This window comes from Rhodoferax sp. GW822-FHT02D07, from assembly GCF_058802405.1.
This window is the reverse complement of the sequence record NZ_JBXAOD010000002.1, coordinates 167,399-193,204: the sequence shown is the minus strand read 5'-3', so window position 1 is coordinate 193,204 and position 25,806 is coordinate 167,399. Positions and strand designations below refer to the sequence as shown.

The window sequence follows — 25,806 nt, the reverse complement described above, 5'->3', positions numbered from 1 at the left end:
CGCCTCAGGCGGTGACGAAGGCCGGGGTGGCGGGGCTGCCGGCTGACAGGGTCAGCACCTCGTAGCCCGTGGGTGTGACCAGCACGGTGTGTTCCCACTGGGCCGAGAGCGAACGGTCCTTGGTCACGATGCTCCAGCCGTCTTTCTCGGGACCTTCCTTGATGTCCTTGCCGCCGGCGTTGATCATGGGTTCTATGGTGAAGGTCATGCCTTCGACCAGCTTTTCCAGCGTACCGGGCCGGCCGTAGTGCAGCACCTGCGGCTCCTCATGGAAAACCTGACCGATGCCATGGCCGCAAAACTCGCGCACTACGCTGAAACCATGGCCTTCGGCGAATTTCTGGATCGCGTGGCCGATGTCACCCAGATGGATGCCGGGCTTGACCATCTTGATGCCGTGCCACATGGCCTCGTAGGTAATGGCGCACAGGCGCTTGGCCGCAATCGAGGCCTCGCCAACCAGGAACATGCGGCTGGTATCGCCGTGCCAGCCGTCTTTGATGACGGTGACGTCGATGTTGACGATGTCGCCCTTTTTGAGCTGCTTGTCGTTGGGGATGCCGTGGCAAACCTGCTGGTTGACCGAGGTGCAGATGGACTTGGGGTAGGGGATGTTGCCGCCACCCGTGTAGTTCAGCGGGGCCGGAATGCCACCCTGCACCTGCGTGATGTAGTCGTGGGCGAGCTTGTCGAGTTCGTTGGTGGTGACACCCGGTTTGACGAAGGGTGTGAGGTAGTCCAGGACTTCGGAGGCCAGACGGCCCGCCACACGCATGCCGGCAATGCCCTGGGCGTCTTTGTAGGTGATGGTCATGGGGCGTGATTATCCCAGACCTGCCCGGCTCTTGCCGGGCGGTGTCAATGGCCCAACGGCGCGGGCTGGGTCAGAGGAGTGCGGCGGCGGGGGATGTGCTGCTCGTCCAGCAGGTGTTCCATGCGACTGAACACTTCCATGCGGGAAAAAGGCTTCTTCATGAAGTCGTCTGCGCCAATCGCACTGCCAAAAAATTGCTCGGTGGCTTGCTCGTTGCCGCTGATCATGATGACGGGGATTTCGCGAGTCAGCGGGTTGCGGCGCAGCATCCGCAGCGCCGAGAAGCCGTTCATCTTGGGCAGCACAATGTCCAGGAAGATGAGGTCCGGGCGGTCGGCCAGGATCATTTCCAGCCCATCTTCGGCGCTGGCGGCCACACGCACGTTCAGGCCGATGGACTGCAGGATCTTGCGCAGCGCAGCGCAAACGGTGGCGGAGTCATCGATGACGACGATGCGCATGTCACCGCGCGCGTTCAGGCGGGGGCGCAGCCGGCGTTCGGGCAGGTGGCCCGTGGGGTCGACGATGGGTAACGGGGCCAAGGGCGCAGGGGAAGTCGCCTCGGGTGCGGACGAGAAAAGACCACGAAATTTGCTGAAAATCTCCACCACCCACGCTCCCGGATACAAGAACCTGCAGACTGCCCTCAAATTGTCCGCTTTTTGTCATTGGCTGCGTGGACGGATGCGACCGTCCGGCCAGTTAAAATCGCCGCTCACCCATCCAGCCCTTCGGGCAACGCTTCATCTTTCCTAGGCCACCACCGTGACCCTGCACCTGACCTCTTTCGAAGGCGGCAACGCCCTGAGCAACTTCCGCGTTCAACAGCTTTTGCCGCAATTGCAGGGCATTCACGACAAAATTTCGGGCATTTCGGCCCGATTTGTCCATCTGGTGGCTACCGAAACCGCGCTGGACCAGCCCCTGGCCGACAAACTGGCCGCGCTGCTGACCTATGGCGACCCCTACGCCGGCCCCAGTGAGGGCCCGGCCATCGTGGTCAGCCCGCGTTTTGGCACCGTGAGTCCCTGGGCCTCCAAGGCCACCGATATCGCCCATAACTGCGGCTTTGCCGTCAAGCGTATCGAGCGCCTGGTGGAATACCGCCTGACGCTCAAGAGCGGCCTGCTGTCCAAGGCCGCGCTGAGTGCCGATGAGCTGCAGAAGATTGCCGCGCTGCTGCACGACCGCATGACCGAAAGCGCCATGTTGGACCGCGCCCAGGCACAGGAGTTGTTCAACGCGCTGCAGCCCGCGCCCATGGACCATGTGGACGTGTTGGGCGGTGGCAAGGATGCGCTGGTCAAGGCCAATACGCAGTTCGGTCTGGCTTTGGCGGCCGACGAGATCGATTACCTGGTGAACGCTTTCACCACGCTGGGCCGCAACCCCACGGACGTGGAGCTGATGATGTTCGCCCAGGCCAATAGCGAACACTGCCGCCACAAGATCTTTAACGCCCAGTTCACCATCGACGGTGTGGCGCAGGACAAGAGCATGTTCGGCATGATCCGCAACACGCACCAGCTGCACCCCCAGTACATGCTGGTGGCCTACTCGGACAATGCTTCCGTCATGGAAGGCGTGCAGGTCGAGCGTTTTGTTGCCAAATCGGCTGCTAGCCCCCGTGAAATCAGCGCGGCCAGCTATGAAAAGCGTAGCGAAACCAACCACATCCTGATGAAGGTGGAAACGCATAACCACCCCACGGCCATCTCTCCCTTCCCCGGCGCCTCGACCGGCGCGGGCGGCGAGATCCGCGACGAAGGGGCTACGGGCCGCGGTTCCAAGCCCAAGGCTGGCCTGACGGGCTTTACTGTGTCCAAGCTCTGGGGTGGCCTGTCCGACCAGGCGGGCGGCAAGCCCGAGCACATCGCCAGCCCCTTGCAGATCATGGTGGAAGGCCCGCTGGGCGGCGCCGCCTTCAACAACGAATTCGGCCGGCCCAATCTGCTGGGCTACTTCCGCGAATACGAGCAGGCCGTGGCCAGCGATGTGGACACTGTGGTGCGCGGTTACCACAAGCCCATCATGATTGCCGGCGGCCTGGGCGTCATCGACGCGGGCCAGACACACAAGATTGAATTCCCCGCTGGTAGTCTGCTGATCCAACTGGGCGGCCCCGGCATGCGCATTGGCATGGGCGGCAGCGCCGCCAGCTCCATGGCTACAGGCGCCAATGCAGCCGAGCTGGACTTTGATTCCGTGCAGCGCGGCAACCCCGAGATTGAGCGCCGGGCGCAAGAGGTGATCAACCAGTGCTGGGTGCAGGGCGACCAGAACCCCATCCTCGCCATCCACGACGTGGGCGCGGGCGGTTTGTCCAACGCCTTCCCCGAGCTGACCAACGACGCCAGCCGCGGCGCGCGCTTTGACCTGCGTGCAGTGAAGCTCGAAGAGTCCGGCATGGCCCCCAAGGAAATCTGGTGCAACGAGAGCCAGGAACGCTACGTACTGGCCATCGCCCCCGAGTCGCTGGACCAGTTCACCGCGCTGTGCGAGCGTGAGCGCTGCCCCTTCGCCGTGATTGGCGTGGCCACCGAAGAGCGCCAGTTGCAGCTGGTGGATGCCGGAAATGAATCCCCGGTCGATATGCCCATGAACGTGCTCTTAGGCAAGCCGCCCAAGATGCACCGCGACGTGAAGACCGTGGCGCGCACCTTTAAGCCGCTGGACCTGACCGGCGTGGACCTGCAAAAGGCTGTTATCGACGTGCTGGCCCACCCCACCGTGGCCTCCAAGCGCTTCCTCATCACCATTGGCGACCGCACCGTGGGCGGCCTGACCCACCGCGACCAGATGGTCGGCCCCTGGCAGGTACCCGTGGCGGACTGCGCGGTCACGCTGGCCGACTTCAAGGGCTTTGCCGGCGAAGCCATGTCCATGGGCGAGCGCACGCCACTGGCCGCACTGGATGCGCCGGCATCGGGCCGCATGGCGGTGGCTGAAGCCATCACCAACCTGTTGGCTGCACCCATCGAGCTGCCCCGTGTGAAGCTGTCCGCCAACTGGATGGCCGCTTGCGGCGAGGCGGGTGAAGACGCGGCGCTCTACGCCACGGTCAAGGCCGTGGGCATGGAGTTGTGCCCCGCGCTGGGCATTTCCATCCCCGTGGGCAAGGACAGCCTGTCCATGCGCACGCAGTGGAAGGACGAGGGCAAGGACAAGAAGGTCACCTCGCCCGTCTCCCTGATCGTGAGCGGTTTTGCCACGCTGGCCGACGTGCGCGGCACGCTGACCCCGCAGCTCAACGCGACCGACGACACCACGCTGGTGCTGGTGGACCTGGGCAAGGGCCAGCACCGCATGGCTGCCAGCATTCTGGCGCAAACGCTGGACCAGGTGGGCGACAAAGTGCCCGATCTGGACGACGCCAAGGACCTGGTGAACCTGGTCAACGCCGTGAACGCGTTGCGTGCCAAGGGCCAGGTGCTGGCTTACCACGACCGCGGCGACGGTGGCCTGCTGGCCACGGTGGCCGAAATGGCGTTTGCCGGCCGCGTGGGCGTGGCGCTGAATGTGGACATGCTGGTCACCGAAGGCGACGGCATTTCTGACAGCCGCATGGACGTGGGCGATAGCAAGAACTGGGCAGGGCAGGTGGGTGCACGCCGCCAGGAACTCACGCTCAAGGCCCTGTTCAACGAAGAACTGGGCGTGGTGCTGCAGGTGCGCACGGCCGACCGTGCCGAGGTCATGGCCACCCTGCGTGCGCATGGCCTGTCCACCATCAGCCACGTGATTGGCAAAACCCGGCCGGCGACGGATTCGGTGGACGCCGGCAAGGGCGAGCTGCAAATCTGGCGCGATGCCAAGAGCATTTTCAGCGCCAAGCTGGCCGATCTGCACCAGGTGTGGGACGCCGTGAGCTGGAAGATTGCCCAGCAGCGCGACAACCCCGCCTGCGCCGATGCGGAACACGCCGCTGCCGGTGCCGATGGCGACACGGGCCTGCATGTTTACCTGCCAAATACGGCTCTGTCCCTCGTGGAATCTGCGCAAGCAGCTAGCAAATCTATAGCGCCCGCAATCCTGAAGAACCGCCCCAAGGTAGCCGTGCTGCGCGAGCAGGGCGTCAATTCCCATGTGGAAATGGCCTACGCCTTCACCGAAGCCGGTTTCGAAGCCTTCGACGTGCACATGACCGACCTGCAGACGGGCCGCGCCAAGCTGCAGGACTTCCAGGGTGTGGTGGCCTGCGGTGGTTTCTCTTATGGCGACACGCTGGGTGCCGGCATTGGCTGGGCGCGCAGCATCACCTTCAACGACGGCCTGTCCGACCAGTTCAAGGCCTTTTTTGCCCGCCAGGACACCTTCGGCCTGGGCGTGTGCAACGGGTGCCAGATGTTTGCCGAGCTGGCCGACATCATCCCCGGCGCGCAGGACTGGCCCCGTTTCACCACCAATCAGAGCGAACGCTTTGAGGCTCGCCTCTCGCTGGTGGAAGTGCTGGAATCCCCATCGCTGTTCTTCAAAGACTTGGCTGGTATGCGCCTGCCCATTGCCGTGGCCCACGGTGAGGGCTACGCCAACTTCAAGTACCGCGGCAATGCCGACAAAGCGATTGCGGCCATGCGCTATGTGGACAACAGTGGCACAGCCACTGAGGCCTACCCCTTCAACCCCAACGGCAGCCCCGGTGGTTTGACTGCGGTGACCACGGCGGACGGCCGCTTCACGGCCATGATGCCGCACCCCGAGCGCGTGTTCCGCAACGTGCAGATGAGCTGGACCAGCCTGGACAAGAGCGAGTTCAGCCCGTGGATGCAACTCTGGCGCAACGCGCGCAAGTGGGTGGGTTAAGCCGGTAGCTGCGGGCGCATCACTGCGCCTGCACTGCGCCGTCGCGCACCACCCATTTGGCGTTCCAGTGTTTTGACCACTGCTCTGCCAGGCGGTTGAAGCTGCCATCGCGCTTCATGGCGTCCAGCGCCTCCTGCCAGCTGCGCACCACAGACTGGTCAGTGCGCTTGGACATACCGATATAGAGGCGGTTGACGAAGAGTTCGTAAACCGGTTCAAAGTCGGCCGGGTTCAGCCCCGCATCGCGCGCGGTGATGGGCAGGTCCATGTCCGTCATCACCAGCGCGCTTACTTTGCCGTCCAGCAGCTTGCGAAAGGCCGTGGCCCAATCGGGTGAGTAGTCCAGGTTGTGGAAATCCTTGCCCTTGAGGAATTCTTCCTTGGAATCGCCCTTGATCACGGCAATGCTGGGCAGCTTGCGCGCCTCGTACAGGCTCTTGACGCTGATGCCGCTGCCTTTTTTCACAAACAGCACGGCGTTGCTGTGCACTAGCGGGCCGACCCAGGAAAACTGGTTTTCACGGCTGGGCGTGCGTGCCATGGTGAACAGCACCGCATTGGGCTCGGTTTGTAGCGCACTGTAGCTGCGTTCCCAGGTGGTGATGCGGACCTCGGCCTGGTGCCCGGTACGGGCCAGGATCTCGCGCACCACATCGGGGGAGAAGCCTTTGACATCGGCGCCACCGGCATCGTTTTTGTTGGCAGCGTCGGTGTAGTTGAGCGGTGGCTCGTGGGCCGTGCCCACGATGAGTTGTACGCTGTGGGCGATTTGCGCTGCGGAGGTTTGGCTGCCTTGCAGCTGTTTCACCGTAGGGGCAGGGCGGGCTACCAGTTTCTGGGTGGCACGGGCAATGGGGAGTTCGGGCAAGGCATTGGCCTTGGGGAGGCCGGGGATCTGGAATGCGGCTGCGGCGTGGCGCAGTTGGTCCGCCCGGGTCTGCAGTGTCTCGGCATTGACGCTGGCCTCGTGCAACAAATCCGCATAGCGCTGCGTGACGGCGTCCAGGTATTGCAGTGAGCCGCTGATCTGGGTGATGTCGCTTTCCTGTTGCTGCGTCACGGCGGCAATGTCGCCCATGATGCGGGTGACCTGCTGGGTGCTGGCATTGATCTCGTCCATGGAGTTGGCCACCTGGTCTGCCAGCTTGGCCGACTGGGCAATCTTTTCCACCGAGCCGGTGATGAGGGTCTTGATCTCCTTGGCCGCACTGGCGGAGCGCTGGGCCAGTGTGCGCACCTCGGAGGCCACCACGGCGAAGCCCTTGCCCTGTTCGCCCGCACGCGCGGCTTCCACGGCTGCGTTGAGTGCCAGGATGTTGGTCTGGAAGGCGATGCCATCAATAACGCTGATGATCTCGCCAATCTTGCCGGAGGACTCGCTGAGGGTGTCCATGGTGCTGGTCATCTGGCTGACCACCTGGTTGCCCTTGACTGCAATTTCCGAGGCGTAGACCACGCTCTTCTGGGCGTCGGTGGTTTTGCTGGCGGCCAGCTTCACGGTGTCGAGCAGGCTGCTGATGCTGGCGGTGCTCTGGCGCAGCAAGTCCGTTTGTTGGGCCATGCTGGCAGACAGGTCCAGATTGTTGGACGAGAAGGTGACCGACTCTTGGGCGACGGTGTCTGCCTCTTGCCGGATGCGACTGATTTTTGCCAACAAGGCCTTGCGCACAGCCAGTACAGTGGCCAGCGTGCTGGTTTGGGGACCCTGGGGCAGCCCGGCGGCCGAGGCCAGGTCACCGCGCCCCAACAGGGCCAGTTGCTCGTGCAGCACACCCGGTGTGCCGCCCAGCTGTTGGGCCACGGAGCGGTGCAAACGGTACAGCGCCGCGCCTACCAGCGCCGCCGCAAGCAGCAGGAAGCACACCAGGCGCTCCCACGCTGCGTCCACATTGGGTGCAGGTGCCTGCATTGCACCGTGCAGGCTCCAGGTGCACACGGCCAGCACCACAAAGCTGCATGCGCAGGCCAGGCCCCAGAGAAAGAAATGAGAACCAAGGGATGCGGGTTGTTTCATGCGGTGTCCATCAGCGGGAGTGGGGCATGCACCTCCTAAGCAAACTTGATGCCCAACTTTTTCAGACCGTCATGCACCATGAAGGCAGCGTTGCGCTGGCGCGTGAATAGCACATTTTTTTCTGCCTTGGCTGGTCCCCACGCAATGGGTGGCGCCAGCTCCGTGAATTCCGGACACGCCCCTTGCAATTTGGCGAAGGCACCCAAAATCTAATGCACCTGCAACTATTTTTTGAGTGCCTTCCATGTCCGACCTGATCAACAAACTGCAATGGCGCTACGCCACCAAGAAGTTCAACCCCGCAAAGACCGTGCCCCAGGACAAGGTGGACCGCATTCTGGAAGCCGTGCGCCTGACCGCAACCTCCAGCGGCCTGCAGCCCTATGAGGTGATCGTCGTCACCAACAAGGACGTGCGTGCAAAGATCCAGCCCATCGCCTGGAACCAGGGCCAGATCACAGAAAGCTCGCACCTGCTTGTGTTCGCCGCCTGGGACAACTACACCGCCGAGCGCATCAACGCCATGTTTGACCTCGTGAACGCCGAGCGCGGTTTCAAGAACGAAGGCTGGGAAAACTACCGCCAGATGCTGCTGGGCATGTACCCCCAGCGTGATGCCGAAGTGAACTACCAGCACGCCGCCCGCCAGGCCTACATCGGCCTGGGCACTGCCCTGATTGCCGCGGCCGAAGAGCAGGTGGATGCCACCCCCATGGAAGGTTTTGACCCCAAGGCGCTGGACGAAATTCTGGGCCTGCAGGCCCGTGGCCTCCGCAGCGTGGCCATCCTGCCTATCGGCTACCGTGCTGATGAAGGCGACTGGCTGGTGAACCTGAAGAAGGTGCGCCGTCCGCGCGAGCAGTTCATCACCGAAGTGGCATAAGCCCCGGTGATTGACTGAACCCGAAAAAGGGCTGGTTGCGACCAGCCCTTTTTTTGTGCCCGGAATGTAGGGCCAATTTTCTGAATGGTACAAAGCGCTGCAAATCCGGCGCAGCAAGGCGCCGGTTGGTGAAAAGAACCGCGCAGCCAGACCTGCGCTTTGACCCGGAGTGAATGCCATGGCCCAGTTTTGTGAATGCCCCCGGGCTGAACGCGCGTGATCAAGCTGCGCCGTTTGTTTCAGCCCCGCAAGCCCGCGTTCTGGCTCATGCTGGTGCTCAACGGCCTGTCCACAGCCCTCATGTGGATCGTCCAGAACTACCGGTTGACGCCGCTGGCCAGCGTGGTGATCGCCGTGTTTGCCTTGGGCAATGCGTGGCTGGGGCTGCGGCTGGCGTGGCGTCTGCTGTCCACGCCGGACGAGCCTCCCGCAGGCTGATCAGGTCAGTGCCAAACGGCGGCTGACATCGAGCATGCGGCTGGCCATGACGGCGCCCAATGCCTGGCTCAGGGCCAGGGCGACGCCCGGGTGTTCGTGGGACAGCGCAGCAAACCTGGGCAATGGCAACTCCCAGACCTTGCAGTCGCTGTAGGCGGCCACCGATGCATTGCGTGGCAGCCCCGAGAAGAAGCTGCCTTCGCCTACTACCGAGCCCGGTCCCAGGATGGCGAGATGGACCAGTCCTGCGTCGGTCCTGACGTCCACCTTCAGGTCCCCACTCTCCAGGAAAAACAGGCTCCGTTCCCGGGCGCCCTGGGCAATCAGCAAATGCCCGCGCGGGTGACTGGCCGGCTCCACATACTGGGCCAACACACTCCATCGGTAGCTCTCCAGGAAACGGCCGAGTCCACCGGTATCCGTGCTGCGGGCAATCGCCGCAGTCAAGGCGCTTACATCGTGCTGGATCGAAACGGTCGAAGTCGTCATGTCGCGTCTCCGGTAAGGGGAGGGGCCATGCGGCCCATCCGGCTCACAGGTTAGCGATACCGGGCAGGAACTGTCCAGTCCCGCCCAAAGACACTACTGGGTTCAGTGTCCGAATTCCTGCCTGGGCCGTGTCTTGTGGAAGGTCATGGGCACGCCCAGGGCGGCTTCCAGCAGTTCCTTGCGGCTCTGGTTGGCCACGCTGGTTTTCATCTTGCCCACCACATGCATCTCGCAGGGTTTGCAGTCAAAGCGCAACGTCAGTTTTTCCTTGCCGTTGATGAGCTGCAGCGGCTCAGCCTTGACCTGGCCCTGCACACCTGTCACGCCCTTGGCCTGCTTGGGGCACAGGCTTAGCGAGAAGCGCACGCAGTGCTTGGTGATCATGAGGCTCACTTCGCCCATTTCCTCAATGGCTTCATAGGCCGGGGCAATGACCTTGACCCCGTGTTTGGCATAAAAACCGTGGGCAGCCTGGTTGAACACGTTGGCCAGGTAGCTCAGCGTGTCCTCGGGGTAGGCCACGGGCGGCTCCACGGGGGTAGCGGGCAGCAGGCGCTGGAAACCGGTGGCGCGGGCACGTTCCAGCGCTTCCACGGCTTCGCGGCGCAGCGGGTTCAGTACCGAGGCCGGCACAAACCAGGGCTGGCTGAACTGGATCTGCACATCCAGCGCAGCGAAGATGGTGGTGCCCATCTTGCTGACATTGGCCTGCAGGGTATCCACGGCGGTCGATGCATCCTTGGCCAGCTCACGAGGCAAGGTGGTGCGAGCAGTGGCCGTAAAGCCATCCTCATCGGTCAGCGTCAGGGCGATGCCATCGGCCGTTTCGGCCAGCACGGCCCAGACGCCGATGCGCCGGTCGCTGCTCTTCTTTTCCAGCACGCGGGTCCAGTTCACATCGCGGTTGCGGTTCACCTCCACACCCTTGCGCAGGTCTTTCAGGCCCGCAATGGGGTCCTTGGGGAACACGCGCCAGAGGCCTTTGGTTGCGTTGATGGCTTCGGCCCGGTTGATGGCCAGGCCCACCAGTTCCTTTTGCAGGTCGTAGTAGCAGAGGCCATCGCCATTGCTCAGCGCCTTGCTGTGGTCGCCCAGTTCCAGCTCCACGCTGTCCGCGTTCACCTTGCTCACCCAGCCAATGGCCTGGCCGGGGTTCTTGGGGCTGTCGAAGGCGCCAATATCGATCTGCCGGCCCTGGACGAAGTAATCCGTGAACTCGCGGTTGAAGTTCTGGTTGGGGTCGGGCTCGAAGGTGAAGCTGGTGCTGCCGCTGCTGGAGCGGGACACCGGTTGGTCGGAGTACTGGCGGTCTTCGATCAGGCGGTCCAGCAGCTTGCGGTAGTGGGCGGTGATGTTCTTCACATAACCCATGTCCTTGTAGCGGCCCTCGATCTTGAAGCTGCGGATGCCCGCGTCCACCAGCGCGGCCAGGTTCTCGCTCTGGTTGTTGTCCTTCATGGACAGCACATGCTTGTCGTGCGCGACAAAGCGGCCCTTGTCATCCACCACCTGGTAGGGCAGGCGGCAAGCCTGGCTGCATTCACCGCGGTTGGCACTGCGCCCGGTGTGGGCGGCGCTGATGTAGCACTGGCCGCTGTAGGCCACGCACAGCGCGCCGTGGATAAAGAACTCCAGCGTGCACTTTTCGGGATCGGTGGCGGCGCGGATGGCGGCGATCTGCTTGGTGGTGAGTTCGCGCGCCAAGACGATCTGGGACAGCCCCACATCCTGCAGAAAGCGCGCTTTTTCGGGAGTGCGGATATCGGTCTGGGTGCTGGCGTGCAGCTGGATGGGCGGCATGTCGATGGCCAGCAGGCCCATGTCCTGCACGATGAGTGCGTCCACTCCGGCTTCATACAGCTGCCAGGCCTGCTTGCGAGCGGGCTCCAGTTCATCATCCCGCAGGATGGTGTTCATGGTGACAAAGATGCGGCTGTTGAAGCGGTGCGCGTGCTGCACCAGATGCGCGATATCGGTGATGCTGTTGTCGGCGCTGGAACGCGCACCAAAGCCGGGGCCGCCAATGTAGACGGCATCGGCACCATGGTTGACGGCTTCAATGCCGATCTCGGCGGTACGCGCGGGGGCCAGGAGTTCGAGCTGGAAATCTTGCAGGGACATGGGAGGTGATTATCCCAGTCTCCACCCCAAACGGTACACTGCGGCGCTCCCATGACCCAAGTCACCTCCACCCATTGGCCACGCGTCCTCGTCCTGTGGCTGTGCGGCATCCTCGCCGCCTTGCAGTTCGCCAAGATCGCTGTTGCCTTTGGCGAGCTGCAGGCGAATTACGCCACCAGCACTGCCAGCATGGGCTGGGTGCTGTCCACCGTGGGCATGGTCGGCCTGCTGCTGGGGGTGACCATGGGCCTGCTGGCCCCTTTGCTGGGCTACCGACGCCTGCTGCTGGCGGGTTTGTCGCTGGGGGGCGTGTTGGCGTTGCTGCAAAGCCTGCTGCTGCCCATGCCCTGGTTCTGGGGCACACGGGTGCTGGAAGGCGCATCGCACCTGGCCGTGGTGGTGGCCGCCCCCACACTGATGGCAGCCAATGCCGCCCCCAAACAGCGCTCCATCGCCATGGGACTGTGGAGCACCTTTGTGGGCACCGCCTTCGCGCTGGCCGGCGCGGTGGGCGGCCCCTTCATTCAGGCATATGGGCTGTCCGTCATATTTACCGCACATGGTGTGGGTCTGCTGGCTGCTGCGGTGGTGGTGGCCTGCCTGTTTCCGGCAGATCCTCCACGGCCCGGCGGCAGGGTGTCTCTACGTACTTTGCTGGCCCAGCATGTGCAAATCTACACCCACGGCACCACCGCGCTGCCGGGGCTGTGCTTCTTCTGCTACACCGTTACTGCCGTGGCGCTGCTGACTTTTTTGCCGCGTCAGGCGGGGGCAGACCGTGCGTGGCTGGCCACCGTGTTGCCCCTGCTGGGCGTGTGCGGCACCTTCTGCGCCGGCTGGCTGGCCCAGGCGTGGCTGCCGCCGCTGCGTCTGGCCCGCCTGGCCTATGCCCTGGTCATGCTGTGCGCCTTGGGCTGGGGCCTGAGCCAGTGGATCGGCATGGGCGTGGCGCCCATGTCCATGGCACTGATGCTGGTGTCGGGCCTGGCAGGGGGCAGCTCGTTCGCGCTCATTCCTGCATTGAACGAAGAGGTGGCACAGCAGGCACGCGCCAACGGCGCCGTGGCGCAAATGGGCAATCTGGGTTCCACCCTGGGACCACCCAGTTTTGCGCTGGCGCTGAGCCAGCTGGGCGCGCCAGGTCTGGTGCTATGTGTGCTGCTGAGTGCGGCGCTGGGCATGGTCCTGAGCGTCTGGGGTAGTCGGCTTCAACGACGGGGCGTAGCTTGAAACCGCAACGCCACGCCGCTGTGGACGCGCTGCGCGGCGCCGCCATGCTGTGGATGACGGTCTATCACTTTGCGTTTGACCTGAACCAGGCCGGTCTGATCAGGCAAGACTTTTACCGTGACCCGGTCTGGACCTGGCAGCGCACCTGCATCCTGAGCCTGTTTCTGCTCTGCGCCGGCGCGGGGCAGGCGCTGGCCGCTGCGCAGGAACAGAGCTGGCCCCAGTTCTGGCGGCGCTGGGGCCAGATCGCTGGCTGCGCCCTGCTGGTCAGCGCCGCGTCTGCGCTCATGTTCCCCAAAAGCTATATCTACTTCGGCGTGCTGCACGGCATGGCCGTGATGCTGCTGATCGCCCGCCTGAGCAGCCATTGGGGCGCCTGGCTCTGGCCCGCCGGCGGGCTGGCGATTGCTACCAAATTCATAGCTGCTCGCGCAATGGACGCGGGGGCTATTGGCACTTTTTTCAATGAAAAACCGCTGAACTGGCTCGGGCTGATCAACACCAAACCCATCACCGAGGACTACGTACCTCTGGTGCCCTGGCTGGGCGTGCTCTGGTGGGGCATGGCGGCCACGCAGTGGTGGTTGCGCCGGGCGCCACAGAGGCAGGTACTTGCCGGGAATCGATGGCAACCCCTGGCGACCCTGGGGCGATGGAGCCTGAGCTACTACATGCTGCACCAGCCCGTTTTGCTGGGCTTGCTCTGGTTGCTGACGTGATTAGCGGGGGGCGCGACGTGGCTGGAGCAGATTGCGAGCCTGCTCTTCGTCGAGCAAGCGCGCTCGCAGCGCGGCGATGGCGCTGGCGTGCAGTTGGGAGACCCGGGCTTCGCTCAGGCCCAACTGGGTGCCTATCTCCCGCATCTTCTGCTCTTCCACGTAGTACAGATTGAGCAGCTCCTGGACCTGGGCACTCAGCGTGCGCAAGCTTTCGGCCAGGGCCTTGCGGAAGGTGGAGCGCTCCAGCAAGGCGAGCGGATCGGTATCGTTGCCGGCGCACTGGTCCAGGTATTCGGCGAGGTCGTCACTGTGTTCCAAGTCATCCAGGGACACCAGCCAGTAGCCGTGGGCCTGCTGCAGCAGGCGGCGGTATTCGTCGATGGGCATATCCATGGCCAGCGCCACTTCGCCTTCGGACGGCTGCCGCCCCAGTCGGTGCCCCAGTTGCTGGATGGCAGATTCCACGCGCCGCATGGCGTGGCGGATCTGTCGGGTAGCGGGGTCCATGGCACGCAGGCCGTCCAGCATGGCGCCGCGCGCGCGCTGGGTGAGGTAGCTTTCGAACTCCACGCCCGAGGTCTCGCGCGTGGTGCGGATGATGGCGTCAATCAGGCCCAACAGACCGTCCTGCACCAGGTCATCAGTCAGCACATGCGGGGGCAGGCCATGCGCCATGGAGCGCGCAATCTTTCCCACCAGCGGGGCGTGCTGGGTCACCAGCCGCTGCTGTGCGGGATGACTGATGTCCTGTTTGGTGGTCATGGCCCGTAGACTACGCAAAAAAAACGCGGCCTAAGCCGCGTTTTGTACTGCGAATCCCGGCCTTATTCAAACAGCAGGGGATTCTCTAGGGTTTATTCCACCTTGGCCTTGGTGCGCAGGTCTTCCTGGAACTTGCCCAGCTTCTGCTGTTGCAGTTGCTGTGCGATCTGGGGCTTCACATCGTCCAGCTTGGGCAGTTGGGGTTCACGCATGTCTTCCAGGCGGATGATGTGGTAACCGAATTGGGTCTTCACCGGAGTTTCGGTGGTCTTGCCCTTGGAGAGGGCGACCAGCGCATCGGCGAATTCCTTCACGTAGTTGCTGGGGTTGGCCCAATCCAGATCACCACCGTTGGCGCCGGAGCCGGGGTCCTTGGATTGCTTCTTGGCGATGTCTTCAAACTTGGCACCTTTTTTCAGGGAAGCAATGATGGCCTTGGCCTGGGCTTCGGTTTCCACCAGGATGTGGCGGGCGCGGTATTCCTTGCCGGCGTTGGCAGATGCGAACTTGTCGTACTCGGCCTTGATTTCCTCGTCGGTGACGGGGTTCTTCTTCTGATAGTCGTTGAAGAGTTCGCGGATCAGGATGGACTGGCGGGTCAGTTCCACCTGGTTCTTGTAGTCTTCCGTGGCGTCCAGACCACGGGCTTGGGCTTCCTGCACGAAGATTTCTCGGGCAATGATTTCTTCCTTCAGCTGACCTTGCATTTCAGGGGTCACGGGGCGGCCGGAGCGCTTGATCTGTTCTGCCAGTGCATCCACGCGGGCCTTGGGCACGGCCTTGCCATTGACAATGGCGATGTTCTGGGCCATGGCGGCCGATGCGGCGGACAGCAGTGCAGCTGCGGCCAAGGCGGTCAAAATGTGCTTCTTCATACCGGTTCCTTCAGGGATGCTTGTCTTATGGGGAGGGGGTTCTGCCAGAGGGCGAATCTTCGGCCTCAATGGCCAAGGCGTGCAGGCCCTGATCAATGAAATCTTGCAGCGCATCATACACAAGGCGATGGCGCGCCACGCGGCTCTTGGCTGTAAACAATTGTGAAGCGATGCGCACCCGGAAATGAGTGCCGAGGCCTGTGCCATTGGCACCGGCGTGGCCGGCGTGCTGGTAGCTTTCATCGATCACTTCTAGCCGACTCGGCGCCAGGCGCTCGCGCAGCCGGGCTTCAAGTTGGGCGGCGGTGGGGCCTTGGCTCACGGGCTGTCCTTGCTGGCGTCATCCCCCTTGAGGTATGGGGCGATATAGAGGCCCTGCGCGACCAGGAAGGTTAGGGGGAATACATAGCCCCAGAGCTTGAAGTTCACCCAGTCTTCGGTGCTGTAGTACATCACCACGTAGGCATTGATGGCGGCCATGAACAGGGTGTAGAGCACCCAGGCCACGTTGAGGCGCTGCCAGATGGTATCGGGCAACTCCAGCTGGCTGCCCAACAGCAGCTTGAGGAAGTTCTTCTTCATGCCCCAGACGGCCACGGCCAGCGCGATGCCCATGAACGCGTAGAGCACGGTGGGCTTCCACTTGATGAAGCGGTCGTCGTGCAGTGACAGCGTTAGCGCGCCAAAACCCAGAATCAGCACCAGCGTGATCTTGTGCATGGTCTGCAGCTTGCGGTCCATGGCGTAGATCACCGCCATCTGCAACACCGTGGCGCCCATCAGCACGGCGGTGCCCACGTAGATGTCATAGAACTTGTAGGCGCCGAAGAACAGCAGGATGGGGAAGAAGTCGAGGAAAGTTTTCATGCAGGCGTGAAGTGTAGCGAGGCGGAATTCATGCAATAGCGCAGGCCTGTGTCGGTGGGGCCATCGTCAAACACATGGCCCAGGTGGGCGCCACACTGGCTGCATACGGTCTCCACGCGCACCATGCCGTGACTGCGGTCGGTGATCTCGGTGATGGCACCGGGAATGGCCAACGAGAAGCTGGGCCAGCCGCAGTGGGCGTCGAACTTGGTGTCGGAGTCGAACAGCTTGTTGCCGCAGCAGATGCAGTGGTAGCTGCCGTCGGCCCACTGGCGTTCGTACTTGCCGGTGAAGGGGCGCTCGGTCGCCGCATGGCGGGTGACCTGGTAAGCCACGGGTTCGGCACCTTTTTCGGCCAAGACGGCTTGCCACTCGGCGTCGGTTTTGGTGATGGGGAAAGTCATGGGGGTTCCTTCGGGTTTAGGAGCTGCAGCTGATGGAAATCTGGTTCGCCCAATCCGGCGGAAAGTCGGCCCAGGCGGCATGCTCAGGGTGTTCGTCGTACGGATGCTCCAAAACTTTCAGCAAATCGGCCACCACCGTGAAGTCGCCAGCCCTGGCCGCTTGGATGGCTTCCTCGCCCAAATGGTTCCGCAGCACAAAGGCGGGGTTGGTTTTTAGCATTAAATCGGCCGCTATCCCCTGTGGAATATGCGCGAGCAGCTCTGAATACGATAGCAGCCAGGTATCAAAACCGGCCCGATCCAGGAACAGGTCGCGTACCGAATCGTCGCCGGTGCGCTGCTCCTGCGCCCACAGGCTCAGGCGGCGCCAGAAGATGGAGAAGTCCACCTTGTCGGCGGCCAGCAGCTTCAGGATGTCCTCAATCAGCGTGCGGTGGGCCTCCTGCAGGTCGGCCAAACCCAGCTTGGCGGCCATGCGCCGGGCGAAGGCCCGCGGGTAGATGTCCTTGTAGGTCTCCAGCGCTGCAATGGCGTCTTCCTGCGCAGCTATCAGCGGCATCAGCGCCTGACCCAGGCAGAACAGGTTCCAGTAGGCGATGTTGGGCTGCTTGTAGAAAGCGTAGCGGCCCTGGTGGTCCGAGTGGTTGCAGATATGGCCGGGGTCGTAGGCGTCCATGAACTGGAAGGGGCCGTAGTCGATGGTCAGGCCCAGGATGCTCATGTTGTCGGTGTTCATCACGCCATGGCAGAAACCCACCGCCTGCCACTGCGCCACCATCTCTGCCGTGCGCTCCGTCACTGCGGCCAGCAGGGACACATAGGGGTTGCCACCCCAGCGCGCGTCCGTGCGGCAGGCCGGGTAGAACTGGTCGATCACAAAGTCGGCCAGCACCTTGAGCTGGTCGTGCAGGCCGTGGTGGCAAAAGTGTTCGAAATGGCCAAAGCGGATGAAGCTGGGCGCCAGCCGCGTGACCACGGCGGCGGTTTCCAGCTCTTCCCGCCGTACCGGGGCGTTGGACCCGGTGACGCACAGCGCCCGGGACGTGGGAATGCCCAGCGCGTGCATGGCCTCGCTGGCCAGGAATTCACGGATGCTGCTGCGCAGCACGGCCCGGCCGTCGCCCATGCGGGAGTAGGGCGTAAGGCCTGCGCCCTTGAGCTGAATCTCCATCCCCTTTGCCGTCTCACCCAGCAGGATGGCACGGCCATCGCCCAACTGCCCTGCCCAGACGCCAAACTGGTGGCCGCTGTAGACGCTGGCCAGCGAAAGCCCGCCTTGCAGCGGGCGGTTGCCGGTGAAGGCCTGCAGTGCCTCATCGGATTGCAGCCAGGCCGGGTCCAGGCCCAGCGCGTTGGCCGCGTTGATGCTGTTGCCCATCCAGTAGGGGGCGGGCAGGGGCGTGGGGGCAAGCGGGGTGTAGAAATCTTCGCCCAGACTGGCGAAGCGGTGGTTCCAAGTCAGACCCAAGTCCACTGGGTCGCCCGGATAGGACGAAATAGGCATGACTGAATTGTCCCGCATATGACTAATGCCGGCCTTCGCAGGGGGCTTGGCGGGATTACCATGCGGCGACGCGTGCGCGACAGCGAATCGAGGCCCGCGGTGACTGTTCGAACTATTCCAGAGGTGACGCCATATGTTAGGTTTGATGCAAGGCCAGCAGCTGCTGATTTCTTCCCTGATTGATTTTGCGGAACGCCACCATGGCGAGGGGGAAATCGTCTCCCGCCGGGTGGAGGGAGACATCCATCGCACCAACTATCGGGAGCTGGCCGTACGCGCGCGCAAGGTGGCCAATGCGCTGGACCAGATGAAGCTGGCCTTCAGCGACCGCGTGGCCACGCTGGCGTGGAATGGCTATCGCCACCTGGAGCTGTACTTCGGCGTGAGCGGCTCGGGTCGCGTGCTGCACACCCTGAACCCGCGTCTGCACCCGGACCAGATCGCCTGGATCGCCAACCACGCCGAAGACCAGGTGCTATGCTTTGACATGACATTCCTGCCCATCGTGCAGGCCATCCACACCCGCTGCACCACTGTCAAACACTGGATTGCGCTGTGCGATGCTGACAAGCTGCCTTCTGAGACCGGCATCCCTGGCTTGCAGAGCTACGAAGCCTGGATCGCCCCGCAGCCGGTTGCGTATGCCTGGCCCGAGTTTGACGAGAACTCGGCATCGAGCATGTGCTACACCAGCGGCACCACCGGCAACCCCAAGGCCGCGCTCTACAGCCACCGCTCCACCATCCTGCATGCCTTCTCGGGCGCCTTGCCCGACGCGCTGAACATGAGTGCGCGCGATTCCGTGTTGCCCGTGGTCCCCATGTTCCACGTCAATGCCTGGGGCCTGCCGTATTCGGCCGCCATGACGGGGGCCAAGCTGGTGTTCCCCGGTCCAGCCATGGACGGGAAGTCCATCTTTGAGTTGATCGAAGCCGAGAAAGTCAGCTTTGCGGCGGGCGTGCCTACCGTGTGGCAAATGATGCTGGCCCATATGCAGACGGCCAAGCTGCGCTTCTCCACGCTCAAGCGCACGGTCATCGGTGGCTCGGCCTGCCCGCCGGCCATGATTACCGCCTTCAACGATGTGTATGGGGTGGAAGTGCTGCACGCCTGGGGCATGACTGAGATGTCGCCCTTGGGCACGGTCTGCACGCTCAAGAACAAGCACCTGCCCATGTCGCCCGAAGACAAGATGAAAGTCCGCCTCAAGCAGGGGCGCGGCATCTTCGGCGTGGACATGAAGATCGTCGATGGAAACGGCACCGAGCTGCCTTGGGACGGCAAAGCCTATGGCGATCTGCTGGTCAAGGGGCCCTGGATCATCAGCGAATACTTTAAGGGCGAGGGGGGCTCACCCCTGGTCGACGGCTGGTTCCCCACCGGGGACGTGGCCACCATAGACCCCGATGGTTATATGCAGATCACCGACCGCAGCAAGGACGTTATCAAGTCCGGCGGCGAGTGGATCAGCTCCATCGATGTGGAAAACATCGCCATGGCCCACCCGGCTGTGGCAATGGCCGCCTGCATCGGCATGAAGCACCCCAAGTGGGACGAGCGGCCCATTGTGGCCGTGGTCAAGAAACAGGGCAGCGAGCTCACGCGCGACGAGCTGCTGGCCTTTTACGACGGCAAGACCGCCAAATGGCAGGTACCGGACGACGTGGTGTTTGTGGACGCCATTCCGCTGGGCGGCACCGGCAAGATGCAGAAGAGCAAGCTGCGCGAGCTGCTCAAAGACTACCGCTTGCCCACACTCTGATCCCGGCGGGGCCGGGGCGGTAGTCATGCGATCATCGCCTACCCCAAATCGGGGGAAGGCGATGAAAGGGTGTTTGCCGGATGGAGTTTTTCATCATTTCCATGCTCAACGGCCTCAGCTATGGGCTGTTGCTGTTCATGCTCAGCGCCGGGCTGACGCTGATCCTGAGCATGATGGGCGTGCTGAATTTCGCCCACGCCAGCTTCTACATGCTGGGGGCCTACCTGGGCTACACCGTGTCTGGCTGGGTCGGTTTCTGGCCCGCCCTGGTCATCGCGCCGCTGGCCATTGGCGCACTGGGTGCGGTGTTTGAGCGCCTGGCCCTGCGCAAGGCCCACAAGCTGGGCCATGTGCCCGAACTGCTGATCACCTTCGGCCTCTCCTACATCCTGTTGGAGCTGGTGCAGCTCATCTGGGGCCGCACTCCGGTGGAATTCAGGCCGCCTGCCGTGTTGCAGGGGCCAGCCTTTACGCTGGTTCACCACGCTACAGACGGCATGCAGCTGCTCTGGGGCAGTGCGCCGGCCGGCCTGTGCAATGTAGCTGCGGGCGTGGTGTGTTCGCCGTTCCCCATGAGCCGCGGCTTTGTCATGCTGGTGGCCCTGTGCATGCTGCTGGCGCTGTGGCTGCTGCTATCGCGCACCCGCATTGGCCTGGTCATTCAGGCTGCGCTCACCCACCCGGAGATGGTGGAAGCGCTGGGCCACAACGTGCCGCGCATCTTCATGCTGGTGTTTGGTGTGGGCACCGGGCTGGCCGGGCTGGCCGGTGTTATCGGGGGCGTCACCTTTGTGACGGAGCCGGCCATGGCCGCCACGGTAGGTTCAGTCATTTTTGTGGTCGTTGTAGTGGGCGGCATGGGGTCGCTGAGTGGGGCGTTTCTGGCATCGCTACTGATAGGCGTAGTGCAGACCATGGCTGTGGCGCTGGATTACTCGCTGCTGGACGCGGTGCACGATCTGGGCCTGCCGGTGACCGAGGGGCTCCGGAGTCTGGGCGCCTCCCGGCTCACTGTGGCCCAGGTGGCGCCCATGCTGCCGTACCTGCTGCTGGTGCTGGTGTTGATCCTGCGGCCCCGCGGATTGCTGGGTAGACGCGATGGCTGAGGTGCGCATGTCGTTTCTGACCGGCCTGAAACCGTCGCCTGCTCTGGCACGCCCACTGCTGTGGAGCGCTTTCGCGCTGTTGCTGGTGGTCGCTCCTTTGGTGTTCCGCAGCAGCCTTTCCGTCACCTTGCTGTCGCAAATGGGCATCGCCATCGTGGCCTGCTTGTCCTACAACCTGCTGATGGGGCAGGGCGGCATGCTGAGTTTTGGCCATGCGGTCTACACCGGGCTGGGGGCGTACGCGGCCATCCACGCGCTCAATGCAGCGGGAGCTGGGCGTTGGGGTATTCCTGTCAGCCTCATTCCGCTGGTGGGAGCGTTTGCGGGCATGGGGGTGGCCGTATTGCTGGGCTACGTCAGCACGCGCACGCCGGGCACTCCCTTTGCCATGATTACTTTGGGCCTGGGCGAGCTGGTGTTTGCGGCATCGCTCATGTTCTCCGGCTTCTTTGGCGGGGAGGGCGGCGTGTCGTCCAACCGGGTGGTGGGGCCGCCCGTCTTCGGGATCAACTTTGCACCGGCCATACAGGTCTACTACCTGATCGCCGCCTACACCTTTGTTGCCGTGGCAGCTCTGTATGCCCTGACTGGAACCCCTCTGGGCCGCATGCTTAATGCGGTGCGCGACAACCCCGAGCGCGCGGAATTCATTGGTTACAACCCCCACCGCGTCCGCTACATGGCCTTCATCATTGCGGGCTTCTTTGCCGGTTTGGCGGGCGGGCTGGCGGCGCTGAACTTCGAGATCGTGACAGCCGAGGTGGTCAGCGCCACACGCTCCGGCGCCTACCTGCTGTTTACCTTTGTGGGTGGGGCGGGCTTTTTCTTCGGTCCCATCATCGGTGCGGTGCTCATGGTGCTGGCCTTTGTGTTGCTCAGTGAGCTCACCAAGGCCTGGCTGCTCTACCTGGGGCTGCTTTTTCTCTGCATGGTTCTGTACGCGCCCGGCGGCATTGCCAGTCTGGTCATGCAGAACTTGCGCCTGGCCCGCGCGGGCCTGCTGGGGCGCCTGTGGTTGGCCTACCTGGCGTTGATTGGCAGCGGGCTGGTAGCGCTGGCCGGGCTAGGCGCCATGGTGGAGATGGTCTACCACCGCCAGCTGAAAGCGGCACTGGGCTCTGGTCTGCGCTTCCTTGGTCTGTCGTTGGACACGGCCAGTGCCGACTGCTGGATGGGCGCGCTGCTGGTGTGCGCCACGGGGACTGCATTGTTTGAGCTGGTGCGCAGGCAGTTTGCCCAGGACTGGCAAGCTGTCCAGGCCGTCATGGAGAAGGCCGCTACGGGAAGGAGCAGCCTGTGAGCACCACTTTCACGAGCACTCCGGCGCTGGAACTGCGCGGCCTGCACAAGCGCTTTGGCCAGTCCGACATCATTTGCGGCGTGAGCCTGACCGTGCAGGCGGGCGAGCGCGTGGCCTTGATCGGTCCCAATGGCGCGGGCAAGTCCACGCTGTTCAATCTGATCAGCGGGCGCTATGCGCCCGACCGTGGCGAAGTTTTGCTGCATGGCCAGCCCATCCAGGGCAAAAAGCCTTTCGAGATCAATCGCCTGGGCCTGTCACGCAGCTTCCAGATCAGCAACATCTTCCCCCGGCTCAGCGTGTTCGAGAACCTGCGCTGCAGCGTGCTCTGGAGCCTGGGCTACCGCTATACCTTTCTGCGTTTTCTGTCCCGCCTGGACGATGCCAATGCCCGCGCCGACCAGCTCATGGACATGGTGCAGCTCGCACACAAGCGCGACGTGCCCGCCATGCACCTGACCTACGCCGAGCAGCGTGCGCTGGAGATTGGCATCACCCTGGGCAGCGGCGCCAGCGTGATCCTGCTGGATGAGCCGACGGCCGGCATGAGCCGCAGCGAGACGGAACGCTTTGTGGAACTCATTGCGCAAGTGACGGAGGGCAAGACGCTGCTGATGGTGGAGCACGACATGGGCGTGGTGTTTGACCTGGCGGACCGGATCGCGGTCATGGTCCATGGGGAACTGATTGCTTTTGACACGCCGCAGGCCGTACGAGCCAACCCACGTGTGCAGGAGGCCTACCTGGGCGCCTTGTCAGGCGAGTTGCAGGCGGGAGGGCACTGAGATGCTGAATATTCAGAACCTGCACGCCTGGTACGGCAAAAGCCATGTGCTGCAAGGCGTGGACCTGCAAGTGGGGCAGGGCGAGATCGTGGCCCTGCTGGGGCGCAATGGTTCAGGCCGCTCCACCATGGCTAAGGCCATCATGGGTCTGGTGGCTTGCCAGGGCACTGTGGAGTGGAAGGGGCAGCCCGCTCTGGGCCAGCCGGCCTTCGCCATGGCGCGGGCTGGCGTGGGCTATGTGCCGGAGAGCCGCGAGGTGTTTCCCACACTCACCGTGCACCAGAACCTGCTCCTGGGACAACAGCGCGGCAAGAAGCGGGCAGCTTGGTCGTTTGACGACATGTACCGACTCTTCCCCCAGCTCAAAGCGCGCGAGCACACCGCGGCGGGTGTGCTTTCCGGCGGGGAGCAGCAGATGTTGACCCTGTGCCGCACGCTCATGGGCGACCCCGAACTCATTATCATCGACGAGCCCACCGAAGGTCTGGCTCCGCAGATCGTGGAACTGGTGGCGCAGGCCCTGGTGGCGCTGCGTGAGCGGGGCATGTCGGTACTGTTGATCGAGCAAAAGCTCACCATTGCCATGGCTGTTTCGGACCGTTGCCTGGTCATGGGCCATGGGCGTATCGTGTTCGACGGGACACCCCAGTCCCTGCGGGAGCGGGGCGACATTCGCCGCGAGTGGTTGGAGGCCTAGGGGATAACCCTTGGTTTGTCCCACGAGGGACAAATGCCCTTGGATTGACACGCAAAACCCCTACAATCTTTAAAAAAGAACGATCGTTCTATTTTATTTTGTGGCTCCACCTTTTCAAGGAATGAAAGCATGACCGCCCAGTACCAAGTCCAAGGCGATATCGCCGTCATCACGCTGAACAACCCGCCGGTCAACGGTCTGGGCCTGTCCACCCGACAAGGCATTGCGGACGGCATGGCCAAGGCGCAGGCAGATGCGGCGGTCAAGGCCATCGTCATCGCCGGTGCGGGCAAGGCCTTCTCGGGCGGTGCCGATATCAAGGAGTTCGGCAAACCTACGGCATTGCAAGAGCCCAATTTGATCAGCGTCATTGGCGTGCTCGAAGCCTCAAGCAAACCCGTGGTGGCAGCCATCCACACGGTGGCCATGGGCGGCGGCCTGGAGCTGGCCCTGGGTTGCCACTACCGCATTGCAGCTCCCGGTACCAGCGTGGCCCTGCCCGAAGTGAAGCTGGGCCTGCTGCCCGGCGCCGGTGGCACGCAGCGCCTGCCGCGCGTGCTCGGTGTGGAGCCCGCACTGAACATGATCGTCAGCGGCGAGACCGTCAAGAGCGAGATGCTGGCCATGGCCCCCGGCCAGAAGCTGTTCGACAAGCTGGCGGCGTCTGCTGAAAGCGTGCTGGAAGAGGCCATTGCCTTTGCCCGTGAAAAAGCCGATTTACGCCCATTACCCCTGGTGCGCGACCTCAAGTGCAAGCATCCGTTGGGCGACGCCTACTTTGCGTTTGCGCGCAACATGGTCAAGGGCATGAGCAAGAACTTCCCCGCACCCGCCAAGTGCGTGGATGCCGTGGAGGCCGCCACCAAGAAGAAGTTCGACGAGGGCATGGCCGTCGAGCGCGAGATCTTCATCAACCTGATGTGGACTGCCGAGAGCCGCAGCCTTCGCCACCTGTTCCTGGCCGAGCGTGCAGCATCAAAAATCCCCGATGTCCCCGCAGATACTACGCAACGTGCTATCAACTCCGTAGCAATTATCGGCGCTGGCACCATGGGTGGCGGTATTGCCATGAACTTCCTGAACGCCGGCATCCCCGTCAAGATGCTCGAAATGAAGCAGGAGGCATTGGACCGTGGCATCGGCATCATGCGCAAGAACTACGAAGCTCAAGTGGCCAAGAAGAAGCTCAAGCAGGACAAGTACGAACAGCGCATGGGCTTGCTGTCCACCACGCTGAGCTACGACGACCTGAAAGATGCGGACTTGGTGATTGAGGCCGTGTTCGAGGAGATCGGCGTCAAGGAAGCTGTGTTCAAGGAGCTGGACCGCGTGATGAAGCCCGGTGCCATCCTGGCCTCCAACACCTCCACGCTGGACGTGAACAAGATTGCCAGCTTCACCAAGCGCCCCGAAGACGTGGTGGGCCTGCACTTCTTCAGCCCTGCCAACGTCATGAAGTTGCTGGAAGTGGTGCGCGGCGAGAAGACCGCCAAGGACGTGATGGCCACCGTGATGACGGTTGCCAAGAAGATCAAGAAGACGGCCGTGGTCTCCGGCGTGTGCGACGGCTTTATCGGCAACCGCATGATCGAGCAATACGGCCGCCAGGGCGGTTTCCTGCTGGACGAAGGCTGCACGCCTGCCCAGGTGGACAAGGCGATGGAAAAATTTGGCATGGCCATGGGCCCGTTCCGCATGGGCGATCTGGCTGGCAACGATATCGGCTGGGCCATCCGCAAGCGCCGCTACTCTGAAAAGCCCGACATGAAGTACAGCAAGACCGCTGACCTGCTGTGCGAGAAGGGCCGCTTCGGCCAGAAGGTGGGCAAGGGCTGGTACGACTATGTGGAAGGCAAACGTGACGCCATCCCCAACGCCGAAGTCGTGGCCATGATTGAAGAACACCGCAAGGCCCTGGGCATCACACCCCGCAAGATCTCTGACGAAGAAATCGTGCAGCGCCTGGTGTTCAGCCTGGTCAACGAAGCCGCCCACATTCTGGAAGAGGGCATTGCCAACAAGGCCAGCGATATCGACATCGTCTACATCTTTGGCTACGGCTTCCCGGCACACCGCGGTGGCCCCATGAACTACGCCGACGAGGTGGGCCTGTTCAATGTGGTGCAAGCCATGAACCGCTTTGCACAGAACCCGCTGGACGACGCCAAGTTCTGGCAGCCTGCACCGCTGCTGGCCCGCCTTGCCGCTGAAGGCAAAACCTTCAACTGAGCGG

22 protein-coding genes and 1 pseudogene are annotated in these 25,806 nt (G+C 63.1%); 11 read left to right on the top strand and 12 right to left on the bottom strand.

Annotated features, from left to right (window positions below):
* Positions 1-4: 4 nt before the first annotated feature.
* Together map and AC1RNN_RS05585 are read right to left on the bottom strand one after the other, a co-directional pair.
* Positions 5-814: a type I methionyl aminopeptidase gene (map, locus tag AC1RNN_RS05590; RefSeq protein ID WP_493087920.1), complete on the bottom strand. Its 810-nt coding sequence runs from the start codon at positions 812-814 to the stop codon at positions 5-7.
* Positions 815-858: 44 nt separating this feature from the next.
* Complete coding sequence (locus AC1RNN_RS05585) at positions 859-1,356, bottom strand: response regulator (protein WP_493087921.1); 498 nt, start codon at positions 1,354-1,356, stop codon at positions 859-861.
* A gap of 223 nt (positions 1,357-1,579) precedes the next feature.
* Here AC1RNN_RS05585 and purL point away from each other — a divergent pair, with 223 nt between their 5' ends.
* Positions 1,580-5,617: a phosphoribosylformylglycinamidine synthase gene (gene purL, locus AC1RNN_RS05580; protein WP_493087922.1), complete on the top strand. Its 4,038-nt coding sequence runs from the start codon at positions 1,580-1,582 to the stop codon at positions 5,615-5,617.
* Positions 5,618-5,636: 19 nt separating this feature from the next.
* Here the strand turns inward: purL and AC1RNN_RS05575 are convergent, their stop codons facing one another.
* Together AC1RNN_RS05575 and AC1RNN_RS05570 are read right to left on the bottom strand one after the other, a co-directional pair.
* Entirely contained in the window at positions 5,637-6,695 is a 1,059-nt protein-coding gene (locus AC1RNN_RS05575) for a substrate-binding periplasmic protein (RefSeq protein WP_493088238.1), read from the bottom strand.
* A pseudogene (locus AC1RNN_RS05570) lies at positions 6,669-7,178 on the bottom strand (methyl-accepting chemotaxis protein); the annotation flags it as partial. The pseudogene AC1RNN_RS05570 and the gene AC1RNN_RS05575, both read right to left, overlap by 27 nt.
* A 697-nt stretch (positions 7,179-7,875) precedes the next feature.
* Between AC1RNN_RS05570 and AC1RNN_RS05565 the strand changes: the two are divergent.
* Together AC1RNN_RS05565 and AC1RNN_RS05560 are read left to right on the top strand one after the other, a co-directional pair.
* Positions 7,876-8,514, top strand: a complete 639-nt coding sequence (locus AC1RNN_RS05565) for a nitroreductase family protein (protein WP_493087924.1) — start codon at positions 7,876-7,878, stop codon at positions 8,512-8,514.
* Positions 8,515-8,730: 216 nt separating this feature from the next.
* The gene (locus AC1RNN_RS05560) at positions 8,731-8,952 is read left to right on the top strand and encodes a hypothetical protein (RefSeq protein ID WP_493087925.1); all 222 of its coding nucleotides are present in this window, start codon (positions 8,731-8,733) and stop codon (positions 8,950-8,952) included.
* On the opposite strand, the gene AC1RNN_RS05555 is transcribed toward AC1RNN_RS05560, so the two are convergent.
* Together AC1RNN_RS05555 and AC1RNN_RS05550 are read right to left on the bottom strand one after the other, a co-directional pair.
* Positions 8,953-9,441 (bottom strand): Crp/Fnr family transcriptional regulator, encoded by a 489-nt coding sequence (locus AC1RNN_RS05555; RefSeq protein WP_493087927.1) that lies wholly within the window; start codon positions 9,439-9,441, stop codon positions 8,953-8,955.
* A gap of 102 nt (positions 9,442-9,543) precedes the next feature.
* Positions 9,544-11,562: a peptidase U32 family protein gene (locus tag AC1RNN_RS05550; RefSeq protein WP_493087928.1), complete on the bottom strand. Its 2,019-nt coding sequence runs from the start codon at positions 11,560-11,562 to the stop codon at positions 9,544-9,546.
* Positions 11,563-11,613: 51 nt separating this feature from the next.
* On the opposite strand from AC1RNN_RS05550, the gene AC1RNN_RS05545 reads away from it, so the two are divergent.
* Both AC1RNN_RS05545 and AC1RNN_RS05540 read left to right on the top strand, forming a co-directional pair.
* Positions 11,614-12,792 carry an MFS transporter gene (locus tag AC1RNN_RS05545; protein WP_493087930.1) on the top strand — a complete coding sequence of 393 codons (1,179 nt, stop codon included), beginning with the start codon at positions 11,614-11,616 and terminating at the stop codon, positions 12,790-12,792.
* A gap of 44 nt (positions 12,793-12,836) precedes the next feature.
* Positions 12,837-13,511, top strand: a complete 675-nt coding sequence (locus AC1RNN_RS05540; RefSeq protein ID WP_493088240.1) for a heparan-alpha-glucosaminide N-acetyltransferase — start codon at positions 12,837-12,839, stop codon at positions 13,509-13,511.
* Here AC1RNN_RS05540 and AC1RNN_RS05535 read toward each other — a convergent pair whose 3' ends face one another.
* The 6 genes from AC1RNN_RS05535 to AC1RNN_RS05510 all read right to left on the bottom strand — a co-directional run bounded on the left by AC1RNN_RS05535 (position 13,512) and on the right by AC1RNN_RS05510 (position 17,923).
* A complete protein-coding gene (locus tag AC1RNN_RS05535) occupies positions 13,512-14,273 on the bottom strand; it encodes a FliA/WhiG family RNA polymerase sigma factor (RefSeq protein WP_493087931.1) in 762 nt (253 codons plus the stop codon).
* Positions 14,274-14,365: 92 nt separating this feature from the next.
* Positions 14,366-15,148 carry a peptidylprolyl isomerase gene (locus AC1RNN_RS05530; RefSeq protein WP_493087932.1) on the bottom strand — a complete coding sequence of 261 codons (783 nt, stop codon included), beginning with the start codon at positions 15,146-15,148 and terminating at the stop codon, positions 14,366-14,368.
* Between the two features lie 25 nt (positions 15,149-15,173).
* Positions 15,174-15,470, bottom strand: a complete 297-nt coding sequence (locus tag AC1RNN_RS05525; RefSeq protein ID WP_493087934.1) for a BolA family protein — start codon at positions 15,468-15,470, stop codon at positions 15,174-15,176.
* The gene (locus tag AC1RNN_RS05520) at positions 15,467-16,015 is read right to left on the bottom strand and encodes a septation protein A (protein WP_493087936.1); all 549 of its coding nucleotides are present in this window, start codon (positions 16,013-16,015) and stop codon (positions 15,467-15,469) included. The genes AC1RNN_RS05525 and AC1RNN_RS05520 overlap by 4 nt, the downstream gene beginning before the upstream one ends.
* Positions 16,012-16,419 (bottom strand): peptide-methionine (R)-S-oxide reductase MsrB, encoded by a 408-nt coding sequence (msrB, locus tag AC1RNN_RS05515; RefSeq protein ID WP_493087938.1) that lies wholly within the window; start codon positions 16,417-16,419, stop codon positions 16,012-16,014. The genes AC1RNN_RS05520 and msrB overlap by 4 nt, the downstream gene beginning before the upstream one ends.
* Before the next feature lie 16 nt (positions 16,420-16,435).
* Positions 16,436-17,923, bottom strand: coding sequence for a protein adenylyltransferase SelO (locus AC1RNN_RS05510; protein ID WP_493087940.1), 1,488 nt, complete (start codon positions 17,921-17,923; stop codon positions 16,436-16,438).
* Positions 17,924-18,056: 133 nt separating this feature from the next.
* On the opposite strand from AC1RNN_RS05510, the gene AC1RNN_RS05505 reads away from it, so the two are divergent.
* The 6 genes from AC1RNN_RS05505 to AC1RNN_RS05480 all read left to right on the top strand — a co-directional run bounded on the left by AC1RNN_RS05505 (position 18,057) and on the right by AC1RNN_RS05480 (position 25,802).
* Positions 18,057-19,685, top strand: a complete 1,629-nt coding sequence (locus AC1RNN_RS05505; protein WP_493087941.1) for a 3-(methylthio)propionyl-CoA ligase — start codon at positions 18,057-18,059, stop codon at positions 19,683-19,685.
* An 80-nt stretch (positions 19,686-19,765) separates the two neighbouring features.
* A complete protein-coding gene (locus AC1RNN_RS05500) occupies positions 19,766-20,791 on the top strand; it encodes a branched-chain amino acid ABC transporter permease (RefSeq protein WP_493087942.1) in 1,026 nt (341 codons plus the stop codon).
* Between the two features lie 7 nt (positions 20,792-20,798).
* Positions 20,799-22,091 (top strand): branched-chain amino acid ABC transporter permease, encoded by a 1,293-nt coding sequence (locus AC1RNN_RS05495; RefSeq protein ID WP_493087944.1) that lies wholly within the window; start codon positions 20,799-20,801, stop codon positions 22,089-22,091.
* Positions 22,088-22,876 (top strand): ABC transporter ATP-binding protein, encoded by a 789-nt coding sequence (locus AC1RNN_RS05490; protein ID WP_493087945.1) that lies wholly within the window; start codon positions 22,088-22,090, stop codon positions 22,874-22,876. Before AC1RNN_RS05495 ends, AC1RNN_RS05490 begins: the two co-directional genes overlap by 4 nt.
* Before the next feature lies 1 nt (position 22,877).
* Positions 22,878-23,573, top strand: coding sequence for an ABC transporter ATP-binding protein (locus tag AC1RNN_RS05485; RefSeq protein ID WP_493087947.1), 696 nt, complete (start codon positions 22,878-22,880; stop codon positions 23,571-23,573).
* 129 nt (positions 23,574-23,702) lie between these two features.
* Complete coding sequence (locus tag AC1RNN_RS05480) at positions 23,703-25,802, top strand: 3-hydroxyacyl-CoA dehydrogenase NAD-binding domain-containing protein (RefSeq protein WP_493087949.1); 2,100 nt, start codon at positions 23,703-23,705, stop codon at positions 25,800-25,802.
* Positions 25,803-25,806: the final 4 nt, after the last annotated feature.

Bases quoted from the DNA above. Each gene is read 5' to 3' on its own strand.
- msrB (WP_493087938.1), bottom strand. From the start codon at position 16,419: ATGACTTTCCCCATCACCAAAACCGACGCCGAGTGGCAAGCCGTCTTG.
- AC1RNN_RS05565 (WP_493087924.1), top strand. From the start codon at position 7,876: ATGTCCGACCTGATCAACAAACTGCAATGGCGCTACGCCACCAAGAAG.
- AC1RNN_RS05535 (WP_493087931.1), bottom strand. From the start codon at position 14,273: ATGACCACCAAACAGGACATCAGTCATCCCGCACAGCAGCGGCTGGTG.
- AC1RNN_RS05510 (WP_493087940.1), bottom strand. From the start codon at position 17,923: ATGCCTATTTCGTCCTATCCGGGCGACCCAGTGGACTTGGGTCTGACT.
- AC1RNN_RS05545 (WP_493087930.1), top strand. From the start codon at position 11,614: ATGACCCAAGTCACCTCCACCCATTGGCCACGCGTCCTCGTCCTGTGG.
- AC1RNN_RS05520 (WP_493087936.1), bottom strand. From the start codon at position 16,015: ATGAAAACTTTCCTCGACTTCTTCCCCATCCTGCTGTTCTTCGGCGCC.
- AC1RNN_RS05530 (WP_493087932.1), bottom strand. From the start codon at position 15,148: ATGAAGAAGCACATTTTGACCGCCTTGGCCGCAGCTGCACTGCTGTCC.
- AC1RNN_RS05550 (WP_493087928.1), bottom strand. From the start codon at position 11,562: ATGTCCCTGCAAGATTTCCAGCTCGAACTCCTGGCCCCCGCGCGTACC.
- AC1RNN_RS05555 (WP_493087927.1), bottom strand. From the start codon at position 9,441: ATGACGACTTCGACCGTTTCGATCCAGCACGATGTAAGCGCCTTGACT.
- AC1RNN_RS05575 (WP_493088238.1), bottom strand. From the start codon at position 6,695: ATGGGCGACATTGCCGCCGTGACGCAGCAACAGGAAAGCGACATCACC.
- AC1RNN_RS05540 (WP_493088240.1), top strand. From the start codon at position 12,837: ATGCTGTGGATGACGGTCTATCACTTTGCGTTTGACCTGAACCAGGCC.
- AC1RNN_RS05480 (WP_493087949.1), top strand. From the start codon at position 23,703: ATGACCGCCCAGTACCAAGTCCAAGGCGATATCGCCGTCATCACGCTG.
- AC1RNN_RS05485 (WP_493087947.1), top strand. From the start codon at position 22,878: ATGCTGAATATTCAGAACCTGCACGCCTGGTACGGCAAAAGCCATGTG.
- map (WP_493087920.1), bottom strand. From the start codon at position 814: ATGACCATCACCTACAAAGACGCCCAGGGCATTGCCGGCATGCGTGTG.
- AC1RNN_RS05500 (WP_493087942.1), top strand. From the start codon at position 19,766: ATGGAGTTTTTCATCATTTCCATGCTCAACGGCCTCAGCTATGGGCTG.
- AC1RNN_RS05495 (WP_493087944.1), top strand. From the start codon at position 20,799: ATGTCGTTTCTGACCGGCCTGAAACCGTCGCCTGCTCTGGCACGCCCA.
- AC1RNN_RS05505 (WP_493087941.1), top strand. From the start codon at position 18,057: ATGTTAGGTTTGATGCAAGGCCAGCAGCTGCTGATTTCTTCCCTGATT.